The organism is Spiribacter curvatus, from assembly GCF_000485905.1.
GTDB classification, from domain to species: domain Bacteria; phylum Pseudomonadota; class Gammaproteobacteria; order Nitrococcales; family Nitrococcaceae; genus Spiribacter; species Spiribacter curvatus.
Window position 1 is genome coordinate 1,585,891 of sequence record NC_022664.1, and the last position, 16,692, is coordinate 1,602,582.

Genomic DNA, 16,692 nt, shown 5'->3' on the forward strand with positions numbered 1-16,692 from the left:
GCAATTGGGGCAATCAGTCGACGAAAAGCTCGCTGACCGATTCATCGTTGTTCACCCGCCGCATGGTCTCGGCGAGCATTTCCGCCAGCGACAGCTGGCGAACCCTATCGCTGGCGTCAGCGGCCGCGGACAGCGGAATACTGTCAGTGACCACCAATTCATCCAGATGACTGTTCTCGATGCGCTCGATCGCCGGCCCGGAGAGCACCGGGTGGGTGATGTAGGCGACCACTTTGCCGGCCCCCCGCTCCTTGAGCGCCGAGGCCGCCTGGCAGAGCGTACCGGCGGTATCGATGATGTCGTCGACGATGATGCAGGTCTTGTCCTCGACATCACCGATGATGTTCATGACCTCGAGCTCGTTGGCGCGCGGTCGGCGCTTGTCGATGATCGCCAGATCGGCGTTGTCGAGCCGCCGCGCCACTGCCCGGGCACGCAGCACGCCGCCGACGTCGGGCGAGACGACGATCTTGTCTTCGTGGGTCTGGCGCCAGATATCACCGAGCAGGACCGGCGAGGCGTAGACATTGTCGACCGGGATATTGAAAAAGCCCTGGATCTGGTCGGCATGCAGGTCGACCGTGATCACCCGATTGATACCGGCGGTGGTGATCATGTCGGCCGCGAGCTTGGCGGTGATCGGCACCCGCTGCGAGCGCTGCCGGCGATCCTGTCGCGCATAGCCGTAGTAAGGGACCACGGCCGTGATGCGCGCCGCCGACGAGCGCCGGAGTGCGTCAGCGATGACCATCAATTCCATGAGGTTATCGTTCGTCGGCGCGCAGGTCGGCTGGATGATGAACACGTCATGACCGCGGACATGCTCGTTGATCTCGACCTGCACCTCGCCGTCGCTGAAGCTGGTCACCACGGCGTCGCCGAGCCGGGTCTTGAGATGCGATGCCACGGATCGAGCGAGCGTCGGATTGGCGTTCCCGGCGAACACCATCATGCTTCCGTTTTCCATGGCGAGTGCACCCTGCTGCTGGTGTATGGCTGGGGCGGCAGGATTCGAACCTGCGCATCCGGGGATCAAAACCCCGTGCCTTACCGCTTGGCTACGCCCCATTTGTTGACGGTCACGAAGTCTTGAGACGGCCGAGCAAGGGGGACCGGTTCGATGCCCGGCTCACCCAGGCCGTCCCATACGCGCTGACGCCCTTTTTTGCCCGCTCTGCCAGCGCGCGGTCACCAAACCAGGCGAACAGACACCCCCCCGTGCCGGTCAGCCGTGTCGGCCCATACGCTGAGAGCGCGTCGATCGCCGCCGCGACTGGCGGATGAAGGCGTCGGACGGTCGCCTCGCAATCATTACGCAAGGCCAGCGCGTTAAAGCGCGACATTGTTATACGCTCAGTATGGCGTGTCAATTTGGGATCATTGAATACGGCCCCGGTAGTCACGCTGACACCCGGATCGAGCACCACCAGCCAGGGCCGGTCGGCGTCCATCGGCGTCAGCTGCTCACCGATGCCCTCCGCCCAGACCGACTGGCCACGCACGAACACCGGCACGTCGGCGCCGAGCTCGAGACCCAGTTCCTCGAGCGTCGCCGACGCCAGCCCACACCCCCAGAGCACATTCAGCGCGACGAGTGTGGTCGCTGCATCCGATGAGCCGCCCCCGAGTCCACCACCGGCCGGAATGCCTTTGCGGATGTGAATGCGCACGCCGGCGGCCACCCGCGCCCGCGATTGCAGAACGCCCGCCGCCCGAACGGCCAGATCGGCCGTTGGGGCCAGCCCCGGCATTCCCCCTTCGCGGCGGATCACACCGTCCGCGGTCACGGTGAAATCAAGCCAGTCGATCGGTTCGGCGAACTGAAACAACGTCTGCAGGGTGTGGTAACCGTCGGGGCGCCGTCCGGTGATGTGCAGAAAGCGGTTGATCTTCGCCGGTGCGGGCCAGTCGGCCGACAGATCATTCACTCACGCGACTCCCAGTCGCCGATGGCGATACGTACCGACATCCCCTCCCGGGCGACGGCAACCCGCTCAGGCAGGCGGTAGCGGCCGACCGAACGGAACGCCTCATAGGTGACGCGCCAGCCACTCTGGCGGATCACGCTCGGCAGCCCAGCCGAATCCGGTGTCACCCGACCATCCAGCCAGGGGACCGGACGCCCTGTCACCCAGTAGCGCAGGAAACTGACCGGCAGGTCATAGCCGGTGACCGCCCGGACAAGCTCACGCGGACTGTCCGCCGTATAGCGCTCGCCATCGGCGGTGGTCAGCCGGACCACGTCATCATCACCGACAATCCGCAGGCTGCCGGCCCCGAAGGCGCCGCGGAGATCGATGCGATACCCCGAGCCGGACTGATCCCACACAACGGTGGCGGTGACGCCCTCGTCTTCGAGCCGGAGCGACGTCCGCCCGCTGAGCCGCCAGGCGGCCGGGACCGGCGGGGATGTCCATGCCTCCACCGCCACGCCATTGTCCGTCGCGGTGGGCTGCGGCGGACGGACCGCGCAGGCGGTCACGAGCCCACACAGCAGCATCAACGCCGCCGCACGGGATAACCAACCCCAACGCATCATTGATCGAGTCGCTCCATTGTCTCCTCCAGTACCGGGTGATTCCCGTCAGCCGCCTCCCGCGCCTCGAGCCAGACCGTCCGTGCCGCATCCCGTCGGCCCAGCGCCCAGAGCACCTCGCCCAGGTGGGCGGCGATCTCGGGATCGCTATTGGTCATTTCATGGGCGCGCTCGAGAAACGCCAGGGCGTCATCGGGCCGACCCTGACGAAATCGGGCCCACCCCATGCTGTCGATAATCGCGGGCGAGTCCGGATCGATCTCATAGGCCCGCTCGATCAGCGCCGCCCCCTCGTGAACCTGGCCGGTCTGATCCACGAGCACATAGCCGAGCGCATTGAGCGCCTCAGGGTTATCCGGGTGGTCGCGAAGGATACGGCGCAGGTCCGCCTCACCGCCATCGCGATCATCCGCCGCAAACCGCGCCATGGCCCGGGCGTAGCGCAGCTCCACATCATCCGGCCGGTCCCGGAGGGCGCGGTCGAACACATCGAGACTCTCTTCCAGCCGATCGAGACGACGGAGCAGCCGACCTTCGAGCAGCAGACTGCGGCGGCTGAGCGGTCCGCTCGTGGCGCGCAGACGCTGCAGCGCGCTCAGCGCAAGGCTGTCCTCACCCGCTCTCAGCGCCAGGACAACCGTGGCATTGAGCAGTCGCGGTCGTGTCGCGCCCGCCTCGATCAGTGATCGAAACTGGACCAGTGCCTCTGCCTCCCGGTCACGCGACACGAGGGCGCGGGCATACTCATAGCGCAGGGCTTCGTCGTCCGGCGCCTCGGCGAGCAATGCCTGAAACGCCGCGAACGCCTCATCGGCGCGATCCAGTGCCATCAGTGCATCGGCACGGATCAGTCGGGCACCGCGGGAGGCCGGATCGCGCGCCAGCACCGACTCCACGGCCTCCAGCGCCACCGTCGGCCGGTCACGCGCCATCGCCAGTCGTGCCAGGGCGAGCGGCGCACCCGCCGACGCCGGCGCCGATGCGGCAACCGCCCTCATGACCTCGATGGCTTCCGGCGGAAGGCGACTGTCCTGCAGTCGCTGACCCAGCCGATCGATCGCCGCGTCACGGCTTCCGGGGTCGGTGGGTAGCGCTTCCAGGAACCGGCTCACAGCCGCCTCGGTGTCGCCCTGGTGCAATCTGACCAACCCCTGGACACGCTTTGCCTCGGCACTGTCCGGCGCCAGCGACACCCAGCGATCGGCGAGGCGGCCAGCCGCTGGCATGTCATTGGCCCTCAGCGCCAGGCGCGCGCCCCGTGCGACGACTTCCCCGTCGCGCATCCGGTCGGCGATGCGCCCATAGAGTGCGCCAGCCTGATCAATCTCACCGCGGGCCACGGCCAGTTCCGCCGCCATCACGATCGCCATGGGCGCGCGCTCGGCCGACTCAGTCACCGGCGTCTGATCGCGCTCCAACGGGGCACAGGCAGCCATCAGACCCATCACCAGCAGCCCGCCCAGACGGCGTTGCCAGCACGGCCGCTGCCGGGCATGGAATGTCTTTCGATTCGCGAACCTTTCCATCGACCCCGTATCCTACTTGTGTTGAGGCAATGCTGCCCTACAATCTGCCACATTCCAGTCAACCGGATCCCGATGCCTGTCGTCAGCCTGGGGCTCAACCATGAATCCGCACCGCTCGCCGTCAGGGAGCAGGTGGTTCTCCCGGCGGAAGCGCTGGACAGTGCCCTGTCCGCGCTCGCCGATCGCCCCGGTGTGCGCGAGGCGGCGGTGCTGTCCACCTGCAATCGCACCGAGATCTATGCAGTGCTGGCGCCCGAGGCAACGCCCGCCATCCTGCATCGTTGGCTCGCCAGCCAGCAGGGCCTGGATGCGGACTGGCTGGAGCCCTACCTCTATGTCCACGAGGGCCGTGACGCGGTTGTCCACCTCCTGCGGGTGACGGCGGGGCTCGACTCACTCGTCCTCGGTGAGCCCCAGATCCTTGGGCAGGCCAAGCTGGCCTATCGCTCGGCGGCGGATGCCGGGCTGCTCGGACAGATCCTCGAGCGTCTCTTCCAGCATGCATTCTCGCTTGCCAAGCGCGTACGCACCGAGACGGCCATCGGCACCCACCCGGTCTCGGTGGCCTTCGCAGCGGTCACCCTCGCGCGACAGATATTCGACCGACTCGATCGTCGCCGGGCCCTACTGATCGGGGCCGGCGAAATGATCGAACTGACCGCCCGGCACTTTCGGGAACAGGGCATGGGCGAGCTCGTCATCGCCAATCGCAGCCGCCACCGGGCGGAGGCACTGGCCAGTACCTGCGGTGGCAGTGCGCTGGGGCTCGATGAGATCGACGCGTTCCTCCCGAAGGCCGACATCATCATCTCCTGTACAGCCAGCAATGAACCGATTCTGAGCCGCGGGCAGATCCGCACGAGCCTCCGCCAGCGCCGGCATGAGCCGGTCTTCATGGTGGATCTCGCGGTGCCGCGGGACATCGAGCCCAGCGTGGACCGGCTCGAGGATGTCTATCTGTATACTGTCGACGACCTCCGCGATGTCATTGATCGCAATCAGCGCAGCCGCGCCGCCGCCGCCGAAGAGGCCGAGATACTCGTCGACGGACAGGCCGAGCGGTTTATGGACTGGGTCCGGACGCTGGATGCGGTCAGCGCGATCCGACGCTACCGCCTGCATGGCGAGCAGCAGCGGGAATATGCCCTCGAGCAGGCGCAACGCGAGATCAGCGCCGGCCAGCCGCCTGATCAGGTGCTGGAGGCACTGGCGCACCGCCTGACCCGTAAACTCTTGCACCTGCCCACCCTGGGGCTGCGTGATGCGGCCCGCAGTGGCGATCCGGAAATCATCCGGCAGAGTCATCGCCTGCTGGGCCTCGACGACAGCCGGGACGACAACGAATGAATGACAATCTGCGCCGCAAACTCCAGAGTCTGCTGGAGCGCCACGAAGAGATCGAGCAGCTGCTCGCCGATCCGGAGATCATCAGCGACAACCGCCAGTTCACTCGTCTGTCACAGGAGTACGCACGGCTCGAACCACTGGCGGAGACACTCACGGCGTTCGAATCCACCGAGGCCGACCTTGCCACTGCCGAGGAGCTGGCCGCGGATGGCGACGAGACCATGCGGGCCATGGCCGAGGAAGAGATCAGCGACGCGCGGGAGCGTCTGGGTGAACTGGAGCGGGCACTGACGCTGCTGATGATCCCGGAGGATCCCAATGATGCGCGCAACACCTTCGTCGAGATCCGCGCCGGCACGGGCGGCGACGAGGCGGCACTGTTCGCCGGCGATCTGCTGCGGATGTATCTGCGCTACGCCGAGTCTCAGGGATGGAAAACGGAGATCCTCAGCGAGAGCATTGGCGAGCAGGGCGGCTACCGCGAGGTTGTCGCACGGGTCGCCGGCGAACGGGTCTACTCAAAGCTCAAGTTCGAGTCCGGGGCCCATCGCGTGCAGCGCGTTCCCGCCACTGAATCCCAGGGCCGCATCCACACCTCCGCATGCACGGTCGCGATCCTGCCCGAAGCGGCAGAGATCGACGAGATCGAGATCAATTCCGCGGATCTGCGCATCGACACATTCCGCGCCTCCGGCGCCGGCGGTCAGCACGTCAATAAGACCGATTCCGCTGTGCGCGTGACACACATGCCGAGTGGCGTGGTGGTGGAATGCCAGGAGGAGCGCTCGCAGCATAAGAACCGCGCCCGGGCGCTGGCGCTTCTACAGGCGCGTCTGATGGATCAACAGCGCGATGCGGCTGCGGCCGAGCGCACCGAAACCCGACGCTTACTGGTGGGGACCGGCGATCGATCCGATCGAATCCGGACCTACAACTTCCCTCAGGGACGGGTGACTGACCATCGGATCAATCTCACCCTCTACAAGCTCGAATCCGTTCTCAGCGGGCACCTGGAGGACATCATCGATCCGCTGACCAGCGAATACCAGGCCGACCAGCTCGCGGCACTGGCGGCCGAGAGCTAGTCACCCGGGACCGGGCTGACCGCTCAGGCCACCCGCTGCTTTTCGCGGATTTCCTCGAGGGTCTTGCAGTCCACGCAGAGCGTCGCCGTCGGGCGTGCCTCCAGGCGCCGGATACCGATTTCCACGCCGCACTCATCGCAGAACCCGTAGTCATCCTTACGGATGCGCTCCAGGGTCTTGTCGATCTTGCGGATCAGTTTGCGCTCCCGGTCACGGGTGCGCAGCTCCAGCGCGAATTCCTCTTCCTGGGTCGCCCGGTCGGCTGGATCCGCGTAATGGTTGGCGTCATCACGCATGTGGCTGACAGTCCGCTCTACCTCTTCCTGGAGCTGTTGCTTCCAGGCGCCAAGTATCGACTGAAAATGCGCCAGTTGAGCCTCATTCATGTACGTCTCGCCCTCAGCAAGCGGGTACGGCTCAATCCCTCGAACAGGCAGGGAAGCATTGTCGGTCATGGTTACCTCCGTTGGCTCGGCCACGTATTCATCGGGCTTCAGGCGATCCGCGCCTGAAGCGGTTGGGAGAGTTTACCGGCCGCCTCGCGTAGCATACGCTCAGTCGTTGCCCAGTCGATGCACCCATCGGTGATGGAGACGCCGTACTCAAGGGCTGAGGGGTCATCGCCCAGCTTCTGCTTGCCCCAGCCGATATGGCTTTCGATCATTGCCGCGACAATGGACCGATTCCCTTCGACAATCTGATTGACGAGATTATCCATCACCAGCGGCTGCAGGCCAGGATCCTTGCTTGAATTGGCATGGCTGCAGTCGACCATCAGGCAGGCCGACAACCCCTCATCGGCCAGGGCCTTTTCGCACAGCGCGATGCTGACCGAATCATAATTCGGCTGATCTCCACCCCGCAGGACGACATGCCCATACCGGTTCCCCGCGGTGCGGATGATCGCCGAGCGGCCGTCATGCTGGGTGATGCCAAGAAAACTGTGCGGGCTTGCCGCCGAGCGCATGGCGTTGATGGCGACATCGAGACTGCCATCCGTACCGTTCTTGAACCCGACCGCCGTCGACAGTCCGCTCGCCATTTCCCGGTGCGTCTGCGACTCGGTGGTGCGTGCGCCGATGGCGGTCCAGCTGATCAGATCCCCCAGATACTGCGGCGTGATCGGATCCAGCGCCTCGGTTCCGGCGGGCAGCCCCAGCTCGGCCATGTACAGCAGCAGCTCGCGCGCCCGGCGCAGGCCCTCTTCGATGTCGAAACTGTCATCCATGTACGGATCATTGATCAGCCCCTTCCAGCCCACGGTGGTCCGTGGCTTCTCGAAGTAGACCCGCATGACGATGAAAAGCGAGTCACTGAGCTCGTCATGCAGTCCCTTGAGGCGGCGGGCGTAATCCTTGGCCGCCTCGAGGTCATGAATCGAGCAGGGACCGATCACCACCAACATACGCGGATCCTGGCCATCGAGAATGGCCTCCACCGCCTGCCGGCCGGCCTGCACGGTCTCCATGGCTCTGTCCGAGAGCGGCTGCCGGGCCTTGAGATCGGCCGGCGTTGGCAGCGGATCCTGCGAGAGGACGTTGAGGTTATCGATACTGGTTTCGCTCATGACGTGTTCGTACCCACTGTGCTGTTACTCATCTCAGCCGGCATGGTAGCCCGCAGCCCGGATTTTCTCCATGACGGGCGTCGCCCGAAGCGCAGTCTGCTATCCTTCAGGATCATTCGTACAGGTTCAATCGCCATGGCCATCGATCGCAAATTACTCGACATTCTTTGCTGTCCGGTTACCAAACAGCCGGTGCATATGCTCGGACGGCGTGAACTCAAGGCCCTCAACGAGCGCATTGCCGGGGGCGGCGTCCACTATCAGGATGATTCCCCCGTGGAGCAGCCACTGGAGGAAGGACTGATCACCGCCAATGAGGAGCGCGTCTACCGGGTGGATGATGGTATCCCCGTCATGCTCGAGGAGCGAGCCATCAATCTGCGCGCCGCCGATCTGAAGTGAGCGACGGGGTCACCCTTGCACAGGCGCAGCGTCGCGGCGTGGAACTGCTCGCTGCCACGCCGGCCGATGCCGACATCGACGTCGACTGGTTGCTCACCGCTGCGACGGGCCTGAGTGCCGCCCAGCGCCGCGCTCATCCGGAAGATCCGATCACCGAAACCGCCTGGCGACGCTTCCAGGCCCTGCTGCAGCGCCGCTATCGAGGCGAGCCAGTGGCTTATCTACTGGGCCGTCGGGGGTTCCTCGATTTCGAGCTGGTGGTGACGTCGGCCGTGCTGATCCCCCGTCCAGAGACCGAGCATCTGGTGGAAGCGGCATTGGAGACGCCCGCCGCCCGGGTGCTGGAACTGGGCACCGGCAGTGGCTGTATCGCCATCGCTCTGGCCCGCGCCTGGCCTGCTGCCACCGTCGACGCCACTGACTGCTCGGCGGAAGCCCTGACAGTCGCCACGCAGAATGCGGCTATCCTCGGCGCCGACGGGATTCGTTTCCGGCTGGGAGACTGGTACGAACCGGTCTCCGGATCGCGGTACAACCTGATCGTCGCCAACCCGCCCTACATTGGCGAGCAGGCACCGGAACCGGACCAGGGCGATGCCCGGTTCGAACCGCGCCTGGCGCTGCGGGCGGAGGAATCCGGCCTGGCGGCATTGCGGACGATCATCGTCGGCGCGCCCCGGCATCTGGAGCCGGCCGGACGGATCTGGCTCGAGCATGGCTATGATCAGGGGCCCGCTGTCAGGGAGTGCCTGGCGGCGCATGGTTTCCAGGCCATCGAAACCCGGCGCGACCTGGCGGGTCATGAGCGGGTCAGTGGTGGCCGTCTGGGTGACACCCCGCATGAATGATGAACAGCTGATCCGCTACAGCCGACAGATCATGGTCCCCGGCCTGGATCTGGCCGGTCAGGAGCGGCTCCTGGCGAGTCGGATATTACTGGTAGGGGCCGGTGGCCTCGGCTCAGCCGTCGCCCTGTACCTGGCCGCATCGGGCGTCGGCCATCTCAGCGTCGCCGACTTCGATCAGGTCGAGCTCACCAACCTGCAGCGCCAGATCCTCCATGGCACATCCGATGTGGGCCGACTGAAAACCGATTCCGCCCGTGAGCGGCTGGGTCAGATCAACCCCGACGTGAGCGTCGAGCCCGTCAACGAGCCGCTCGGCGCCGACAACCTGCCCGCCATTGTCGCCGGAGTGGATCTCATCATCGACGGCTCGGATAACTTCGCCACCCGCTTTGCGGTCAACAGCGCCTGCGTCAACGCGCGAAAACCGCTGATCTCCGGGGCCGTCATCGGAATGGACGGTCAGATCGCGGTGTTCCGACCCGACCTGGATGGTCCCTGCTATCACTGTGTCTACCCCGATATCGGCGAGGAGGCCCTGAGCTGCAGCGAGACCGGCGTCCTGGGCCCATTACCCGGCGTCATCGGCAGTCTACAGGCGGTCGAGGCCATCAAGGTGCTGACCGGCCTGGGTGAGCCGCTCAATCACCGGCTCCTGAGTGTCGACGCCCTCAGTCAGCGATGGCGCCGGCTCGAACTGCGCCGCGACCCCGCCTGTCCGGTCTGCGGTCGCGGTGCGGATCAGTGAGACTGGCCGCTGTCCGGTGAGCGGTTGGCCGGCTCGGTAAACATCGCCTCGACATCGACGGCGTCAAACCGGTAGGGCTCGTTGCAGAAATCGCAGCGCACCTCAACCAGACCCTCCGCCTCGAGCGTGTCCCGCATCTCCTGCTCACCCAGCCCCTGCAGCATCGCGGCGACCCGGTCGCGCGAGCAGCGGCAGCGGAACCGGAACGGCATGGGATCGAAAATGCGGATATCCTCCTCGTGGAAGAGCCGGCGGATCACCTCACCGGGGGCCAGCTCACGCAGCTCCGGACCGGTGATCGTCGCTGCCAGCTGATCCGCCCGCGCCCAGGCATCGGCATCGCCGCCGGCGGCATCGCTGGCCGGCAGCCGCTGAATCAGCATGCCGGCGGCATGGCCCTCCCGCGCCGACAGCCAGACCCGTGTCGCGAGTTGTTCGGACTCGCGGAAATAATGCTCCAGCGCCGCCCCGAGACTACCACCCGCCAGATCGACCACTCCCTGATAGCGCTCGGCATCCGATTCCGGGTCGATGGTAATGGCCAGCGTCCCGCCGGCGGCCTGCGCGTCGAGCGGCGCATCCGCCGGAACCGTCGCGCTGGTCTGCGCCATCGCCCGCAGTGAGCCATCACTGCCCGCCTGCACGAGCAGGAGCCGGAGCGGACCACCCGCCTGCAGCTGCAGGGTCAGATCGCAGGGATACTTGAGCGTCGCGGCCAGCAGCGCCACCGCCGCCAACCCCTCACCGATCAGTCGATCGACGGCCGGTCCGTATTCAGCCCGCTGGGTGATCGCCGTGAAGGCCTCGTCCAGCTGGACGACTTCGCCGCGGACGTCGGCATGCTCGAAGAGGAACCGATGGAGCCGGTCAGTCATCGTGAATCAACCATCCAGCCGCTGTTTGAGGACTTCGTTGACCTGCTGGGGATTCGCCTTGCCGCCCGAGGCCTTCATGACCTGACCGACAAAGAATCCCATCAGTTTCGTCTTGCCAGCGCGGTACTGCTCGAGCTGTTCGGGGTTGGCGGCTATCGCCTCGTCCACCATGGCCTCGATGGCCGAGTTGTCGGTCACCTGCCGAAGGCCACGCGCACTGATCACCGTGTCGGCGTCACCCTCGCCGTTCCATACCGCCTCGAAGACCTCCTTGGCGATCTTCCCGGAAATCGTCTCGTCACGGATGCGCGCGAGCAGACCGGCGAGCGTTGCGGCGTCCACCGGGCTCTGGGTGATATCCAGACTCGCCTTGTTCAGCGCCCCGGAGAGCTCCCCCATGACCCAGTTGGCCGACAGCTTGGCATCGCCAGCGGCCGCCACGACCGCCTCGAAATAATCCGCCAGCTCGCGCGAGGCGGTCAGCACGCCGGCGTCGTAGCCGGATAGCCCGTAATCCTGTTGAAAGCGCATCGACTTGGCATCGGGCAGCTCTGGCAGCTCGGCGCGCACCTCGTCGATGAAAGCCGTCGTGATCTCCAGCGGCAGAAGATCGGGATCAGGGAAGTAGCGGTAATCGTGGGCCTCTTCCTTGCCCCGCATCGACCGGGTCTCGCCCCGATCCGGGTCGAACAGCCGTGTCTCCTGGACGACCGCGCCGCCGTCCTCGATCAGCTCGATCTGGCGCTCGATCTCGTAGTTGATCGCGCGCTCCACAAAGCGGAACGAGTTGAGGTTCTTGAGCTCCGCGCGGGTCCCGAAGCCGGTCTGGCCCACCGGCCGGACTGAAACGTTGGCATCACAGCGAAAGCTGCCCTCCTGCATATTGCCGTCACAGATGCCCAGATAGCGCACCAGCGAGTGCATTTTCTTCATGTACGCCACCGCCTCTTTCGCGGTGCGCAGCTCCGGCTCCGAGACGATCTCCAGCAGCGGCGTTCCGGCCCGGTTGAGATCGATGCCCGTCATCCGTGTAAAGCCTTCATGCAGGCTCTTGCCGGCGTCCTCCTCGAGATGGGCCCGGGTCACGCCCACCCGTTTGTGCGACCCGTCCTCGAGGTCAATGTCGAGATGCCCGGTACCCACCACCGGCAGCTCGTACTGCGAGATCTGATACCCCTTGGGTAGATCGGGGTAGAAGTAGTTCTTGCGCGCGAACACGGACCGACCGGCGACCTCGGCATCCAGCGCCAGCCCCAGCCGGATGGCATAGCGGACCGCCCGCTCATTGAGCACAGGCAGCATGCCCGGCATGCCCAGATCGATCGCCGAGGCCTGGCGGTTGGCCTCGGCGCCATACGCCGTCGGCGCGCCCGAGAATATCTTGGTCCGGGTGGCGAGCTGCGCGTGCAGCTCAAGCCCGATCACTGCTTCCCATTGCATCGTCTGCTATCCCTCCACCGACGGCCGCTGCCGGTGCCAGTCGGTGAGCTGCTGGTATCCATGGGCGGCGCCGAGCAGCCGCCCTTCCTGGAAGTGATTGCCGATCAGCTGCAGGCCGACCGGGCGACCGCCACCGAACCCGGCAGGGACCGAGAGCGCCGGCAGCCCGGCCAGATTGACGGCGATCGTAAAGATGTCGGACAGATACATCTGCACCGGATCATCCGCCTTTGACCCGAGCGGGAAGGCGGTGGACGGCGCCGTCGGGCCGGCGATCACATCCACCGACTCGAACGCCCGCGCGAAGTCTTCCTGCACCAGCCGCCGCACCTGCTGGGCCTTGCGGTAATAGGCATCGTAGTAGCCCGCCGACAGGGCATAGGTCCCGACCATGATGCGGCGCTTGACCTCTTCGCCGAAGCCTTCGCCGCGGCTGCGCTTGTAGAGGTCCTCGAGATCCGCCGGACTGTCGCAGCGATAGCCATAGCGCACGCCATCGAAGCGCGACAGATTGGACGAGGCCTCGGCGGGAGCGATCACGTAGTAGACCGGTACGGCCATACCGGCGTTAGGCAGTGAGATCTCGCGCACATCGGCGCCGGCCTCGCGCAGCGCATCGGTCGCGGCGGTCACGGCGCCTGAGACCTCAGCATCCACACCATCCGCCTCGATGAACTCCCGGGGCAGACCGATCCGCAGGCCGCGCACGTCGGTCTCCGCCAGTGCGGCCCGGTAGTCGGGCACGGGGCGATCGACGCAGGTCGAGTCACGACGGTCGAACCCGGCCATGCCCTGCAGCATGATCGCCAGATCCTCAGCACTTGAGGCCATCGGGCCGGCCTGATCAAGGCTCGAGGCGAAGGCGATCATGCCGTAACGCGACACCCGGCCATAGGTGGGCTTGAGGCCACTGATACCGGTCAGCGCCGCCGGCTGCCGGATCGAGCCGCCGGTATCCGTCCCCGTCGCCGCCGGCACCAGCCCCGAGGCCACGGCCGCCGCCGATCCGCCCGACGACCCACCCGGCACCGCGTTGCGGTCCCAGGGGTTTTTCACCGGGCCGAAAAAGCTTGTCTCGTTGGACGACCCCATGGCGAACTCGTCCATGTTGGTCTTACCGACCGCCACCGCCCCGGCCGCCCGGAGCCGCGCGACGACGAAGGCATCGTACGGGGGGACAAACCTCTCGAGCATGCGGCTGCCGCAGCTGGTGCGCACGCCCTCGGTACAGAAAATATCCTTGTGAGCAATCGGAATGCCGGTCAGCGGACCCGCCTCGCCGCGAGCGCGGGCGGCATCCGCCTCGGCGGCCTCGGCCAGGGCCGATTCAGGTGTCAGGGTGATGAAGGCATTGAGGTCGGCGGCCTGGTCGATCCGCTCGAGGGTGGCACGGGTCAGTTCGACGCTGGAGCATTCACCCCGCTCGAGCGCCGTACCGAGTTCAGCAATGGTGCGATCATGCATAGTGAGTTGAAATCCTGGGCCACAGCCCTGTCGGGCCGGTGATTATTCGATAACCCGCGGGACGAGGTAGTGACCCGCCTCGGTCGCCGGGGCAATGGCCTGGAAGCGCTCGCGCTCATCCGGCTCGGAGGGCTCGTCGGTGCGCAGACGCTGGGTCATCTCCAGCGGGTGGGCGAGTGGCTCGACATCCCCGGTATCCACCGTGCCGAGCTGCTCGACGAAATCGAGGATCTCGGAGAGATTGCGGGCGTGGGTCTCGCTGTCCTCAGCGCTCACCGCCAGCCGGGCCAGATGAGCGATCTGGGCAACTTCGTTCGCATTCATGGGCATGGGGTCACCTGACGGTCAGATCGTTAAGCCGTCAAAGCTACCATAGGGGCTACCTTGCCCAAACCCCCACCGGTTGATAGATTAACGCGTCTTTTCAACTCGTCTGGATTTCTTCATGTTCAAGGGCATACGGGGCATTTTCTCCAATGATCTTTCGATCGACCTGGGTACCGCCAACACCCTGATTTACTCCCGTGGGCAGTCCATCCTGCTTGACGAGCCGTCGGTCGTCGCGATCCGCCAGGATCGTGACGGCGGCCCGAAGACGATCGCCGCCGTGGGGCACGAGGCCAAGCTGATGCTGGGTCGCACGCCAGGCACGATCAAGGCGATCCGCCCGCTCAAGGACGGCGTCATCGCCGATTTCACCGTCACCGAGAAAATGCTCCAGCACTTCATCAAGAAGGTTCATGAAGCGCGTTTTTTCCGCCCCAGCCCGCGCGTTCTGGTCTGCGTGCCCTGCGGATCGACGCAGGTTGAACGCCGCGCGATCCGCGAATCCGCCGCCGGCGCCGGGGCCCGTGAGGTCTATCTGATCGAGGAACCCATGGCGGCGGCCATCGGCGCGGACATGCCCGTCGGCGAGGCGCGCGGGTCGATGGTGCTGGATATCGGCGGCGGCACCTCGGAAGTCGCGGTCGTCTCGCTGAACGGCATTGTCTACTCGGCCTCCGTACGCATTGGTGGCGATCGCTTCGAAGAGGCCATCGTCAACTATGTCCGCCGCAACTACGGCATCCTGATCGGTGATTCGACGGCCGAGCGGATCAAACAGGAGATCGGACAGGCCTTCCCCGGCAATGAAGTCCGCGAGCTCGAGATCAAGGGGCGCAATCTCGCACAGGGCATCCCGCGCAGCTTCACCCTGAACAGTAACGAGATCCTCGAGGCACTCCAGGAGCCTCTGTCAGGGATCGTCGGCGCTGTCACCACCGCGCTCGAGCAGACCCCGCCGGAACTCGGCGCGGATGTCGCCGAACGGGGCATCGTCATCACCGGCGGTGGAGCGCTGCTCCGGAACATCGATCGTCTGCTCATGGAGGAAACGGGGCTGCCGGTGGTGATCGCCGAGGAACCGCTGACCTCGGTGGCTCGTGGCGGCGGTCGGGCACTCGAGCTCATGGATGAGAAGGGCGCGGATCTTTTCACCAGCGAGTGATAGCGTCCATGCTCACCTGACCGGGAGGGTCCTTCGCTGGAGGCTGCAGTACCATCAAACCGCTTTTCTCACAGGCCCCGTCCGTCACCGCCCGATTCGCTCTGGTCACCGTCCTGTCCGTTGTGCTTCTGCTCGTCGATCACCGCGAGGGGCTGCTGGCGCCAGTCCATGACGGGCTCTCGGTCATCGCACACCCGATCCGTGTCATCGCCTCACTGCCCGACCAGATCGGTCAAATCGCGACTGAGATCACCACCAGCCGTCGCGAACTGATCCAGGAAAACCGCCGCCTGGAGGATCGACAGAAGCTCTATCAGGCGCGACTCCAGCGCCTTGACGCGCTGGAGGTCGAGAACATCCGACTGCGCAGCCTGCTCGACTCGTCCTACGAGCTCGACCGCCCGGTGGCGATCGCCGAGATCACCGCCGTCGATCTTGATCCATTCAACCACCTCATCCAGATCAACAAGGGACTCCGCGACAGCATCAGCATCGGACAGCCGGTCATCGACGCCGACGGGGTGATCGGCCAGGTCGAGACCGTCTCGCCCTTCACCGCGACCGTCCGGCTGATCAGCGATCCCAGTCATGGCATTCCGGTACAGGTCAACCGCAACGGTCTGCGCAGCGTCGCCTTCGGGACCGGGCGAACCGACACGCTGGCCATCACCAGTCTGTCCAACAACGCCAGTATCGAGGTTGGCGACCTGCTCGTGACCTCCGGCCTGGGCGGGCGATTCCCGGCCGGCTATCCCGTGGGCAAGGTGCGCAGGGTCAGCATTGATGAAGGTCAGGCCTTCTCCGCGATTGAGGTAGAGCCGCTCGGCGGACTGGGACGGGTCGAGGAAGTGCTGCTGATCCAGGAGCGGGGCGAGCGCCGTGAATAGCGCCCGCCCCCATGCGCGCTGGCTGATCGCAGTCACCCTCGTGATTGCGCTGGCGCTGACCATTCTCCCCTTCCCGACCGGTCTGGCGCCCTACCGACCGGAATGGGCGATGCTGGTCATCCTCTACTGGAGCCTCGCCCTGCCCGCCCGCGCGGGTGTCGGCGTCGCCTGGCTGACCGGGCTGCTGCAGGACATCCTGCAGGCCACGGCACTCGGCTCACACGCGCTGGCGTTCGCGCTGGTCGCTTATCTGACCATCCAGCTCTACCAACGCATCCGCAATGTGCCGATATGGCAACAGACGCTGACCGTACTGGCGGTGCTTCTGGCCGCCCACGGCGTGCTGTTCATCACCCGGGGGCTGAGCGACGATCCCAGCGTCGACTGGCGGTTCTGGCTCCCCGCGCTCACCAGCACGCTCCTCTGGCCCCTGGTGTTTGTGCTGCTGAGGACCCTGCGGCGGAGTTTTCAGGTCAACTGA

Annotated in this window: 18 protein-coding genes and 1 tRNA gene; 8 read left to right on the forward strand and 11 right to left on the reverse strand. The window is 65.7% G+C overall.

Features of this window, described 5'->3' with window-relative positions; translation table 11 throughout:
- Positions 1-13: 13 nt before the first annotated feature.
- From SPICUR_RS07775 to SPICUR_RS07795, 5 genes are all read right to left on the reverse strand, one after another.
- Entirely contained in the window at positions 14-967 is a 954-nt protein-coding gene (locus SPICUR_RS07775) for a ribose-phosphate diphosphokinase (protein ID WP_041381817.1), read from the reverse strand.
- 26 nt (positions 968-993) lie between these two features.
- Positions 994-1,068: transfer RNA gene (locus SPICUR_RS07780), tRNA-Gln, on the reverse strand.
- An 11-nt stretch (positions 1,069-1,079) separates the two neighbouring features.
- The gene (gene ispE / locus SPICUR_RS07785; protein ID WP_023367782.1) at positions 1,080-1,928 is read right to left on the reverse strand and encodes a 4-(cytidine 5'-diphospho)-2-C-methyl-D-erythritol kinase; all 849 of its coding nucleotides are present in this window, start codon (positions 1,926-1,928) and stop codon (positions 1,080-1,082) included.
- Positions 1,925-2,539, reverse strand: coding sequence for a lipoprotein insertase outer membrane protein LolB (gene lolB, locus SPICUR_RS09600; RefSeq protein ID WP_077176359.1), 615 nt, complete (start codon positions 2,537-2,539; stop codon positions 1,925-1,927). The genes ispE and lolB overlap by 4 nt, the downstream gene beginning before the upstream one ends.
- A complete protein-coding gene (locus SPICUR_RS07795; protein WP_023367786.1) occupies positions 2,536-4,062 on the reverse strand; it encodes a tetratricopeptide repeat protein in 1,527 nt (508 codons plus the stop codon). The genes lolB and SPICUR_RS07795 overlap by 4 nt, the downstream gene beginning before the upstream one ends.
- Before the next feature lie 72 nt (positions 4,063-4,134).
- On the opposite strand from SPICUR_RS07795, the gene hemA reads away from it, so the two are divergent.
- Positions 4,135-5,409: a glutamyl-tRNA reductase gene (gene hemA, locus SPICUR_RS07800; RefSeq protein ID WP_023367787.1), complete on the forward strand. Its 1,275-nt coding sequence runs from the start codon at positions 4,135-4,137 to the stop codon at positions 5,407-5,409.
- Positions 5,406-6,494 (forward strand): peptide chain release factor 1, encoded by a 1,089-nt coding sequence (gene prfA, locus SPICUR_RS07805; protein WP_023367788.1) that lies wholly within the window; start codon positions 5,406-5,408, stop codon positions 6,492-6,494. The genes hemA and prfA overlap by 4 nt, the downstream gene beginning before the upstream one ends.
- Positions 6,495-6,517: 23 nt before the next feature.
- Here prfA and dksA read toward each other — a convergent pair whose 3' ends face one another.
- Positions 6,518-6,949, reverse strand: a complete 432-nt coding sequence (gene dksA / locus SPICUR_RS07810) for an RNA polymerase-binding protein DksA (protein WP_041381818.1) — start codon at positions 6,947-6,949, stop codon at positions 6,518-6,520.
- 38 nt (positions 6,950-6,987) lie between these two features.
- Positions 6,988-8,061 carry a 3-deoxy-7-phosphoheptulonate synthase gene (locus tag SPICUR_RS07815; protein WP_023367792.1) on the reverse strand — a complete coding sequence of 358 codons (1,074 nt, stop codon included), beginning with the start codon at positions 8,059-8,061 and terminating at the stop codon, positions 6,988-6,990.
- Between the two features lie 135 nt (positions 8,062-8,196).
- Between SPICUR_RS07815 and SPICUR_RS07820 the strand changes: the two genes are divergently transcribed.
- The 3 genes from SPICUR_RS07820 to SPICUR_RS07830 are packed head-to-tail and all read left to right on the forward strand — an operon-like array spanning position 8,197 to position 10,056.
- Entirely contained in the window at positions 8,197-8,463 is a 267-nt protein-coding gene (locus SPICUR_RS07820) for a Trm112 family protein (protein ID WP_023367794.1), read from the forward strand.
- A complete protein-coding gene (gene prmC, locus SPICUR_RS07825; RefSeq protein WP_023367796.1) occupies positions 8,460-9,311 on the forward strand; it encodes a peptide chain release factor N(5)-glutamine methyltransferase in 852 nt (283 codons plus the stop codon). Before SPICUR_RS07820 ends, prmC begins: the two co-directional genes overlap by 4 nt.
- The gene (locus SPICUR_RS07830) at positions 9,304-10,056 is read left to right on the forward strand and encodes a HesA/MoeB/ThiF family protein (protein WP_041382492.1); all 753 of its coding nucleotides are present in this window, start codon (positions 9,304-9,306) and stop codon (positions 10,054-10,056) included. The genes prmC and SPICUR_RS07830 overlap by 8 nt, the downstream gene beginning before the upstream one ends.
- Here SPICUR_RS07830 and hslO read toward each other — a convergent pair.
- From hslO to gatC, 4 genes are read right to left on the reverse strand one after another with little or no spacing between them, the layout of a single operon-like run.
- Entirely contained in the window at positions 10,050-10,931 is an 882-nt protein-coding gene (hslO, locus tag SPICUR_RS07835) for an Hsp33 family molecular chaperone HslO (protein ID WP_023367800.1), read from the reverse strand. The two genes, SPICUR_RS07830 and hslO, sit on opposite strands and share 7 nt — an antisense overlap.
- 6 nt (positions 10,932-10,937) lie before the next feature.
- On the reverse strand, positions 10,938-12,371 hold the full coding sequence (gatB, locus tag SPICUR_RS07840) for an Asp-tRNA(Asn)/Glu-tRNA(Gln) amidotransferase subunit GatB (RefSeq protein ID WP_041381820.1): 1,434 nt from the start codon (positions 12,369-12,371) through the stop codon (positions 10,938-10,940).
- A gap of 6 nt (positions 12,372-12,377) precedes the next feature.
- The gene (gene gatA, locus SPICUR_RS07845; protein WP_023367804.1) at positions 12,378-13,835 is read right to left on the reverse strand and encodes an Asp-tRNA(Asn)/Glu-tRNA(Gln) amidotransferase subunit GatA; all 1,458 of its coding nucleotides are present in this window, start codon (positions 13,833-13,835) and stop codon (positions 12,378-12,380) included.
- Between the two features lie 42 nt (positions 13,836-13,877).
- Positions 13,878-14,165 (reverse strand): Asp-tRNA(Asn)/Glu-tRNA(Gln) amidotransferase subunit GatC, encoded by a 288-nt coding sequence (gatC, locus tag SPICUR_RS07850; protein WP_023367806.1) that lies wholly within the window; start codon positions 14,163-14,165, stop codon positions 13,878-13,880.
- A gap of 115 nt (positions 14,166-14,280) precedes the next feature.
- Here gatC and SPICUR_RS07855 point away from each other — a divergent pair, with 115 nt between their 5' ends.
- Genes SPICUR_RS07855 through mreD form a run of 3 tightly spaced genes read left to right on the forward strand, consistent with a single transcriptional unit; the run spans position 14,281 to position 16,692 of the window.
- On the forward strand, positions 14,281-15,324 hold the full coding sequence (locus SPICUR_RS07855; RefSeq protein ID WP_023367808.1) for a rod shape-determining protein: 1,044 nt from the start codon (positions 14,281-14,283) through the stop codon (positions 15,322-15,324).
- A 53-nt stretch (positions 15,325-15,377) separates the two neighbouring features.
- On the forward strand, positions 15,378-16,211 hold the full coding sequence (mreC, locus tag SPICUR_RS07860; RefSeq protein ID WP_076742143.1) for a rod shape-determining protein MreC: 834 nt from the start codon (positions 15,378-15,380) through the stop codon (positions 16,209-16,211).
- A complete protein-coding gene (mreD, locus tag SPICUR_RS07865) occupies positions 16,204-16,692 on the forward strand; it encodes a rod shape-determining protein MreD (protein ID WP_023367812.1) in 489 nt (162 codons plus the stop codon). The genes mreC and mreD overlap by 8 nt, the downstream gene beginning before the upstream one ends.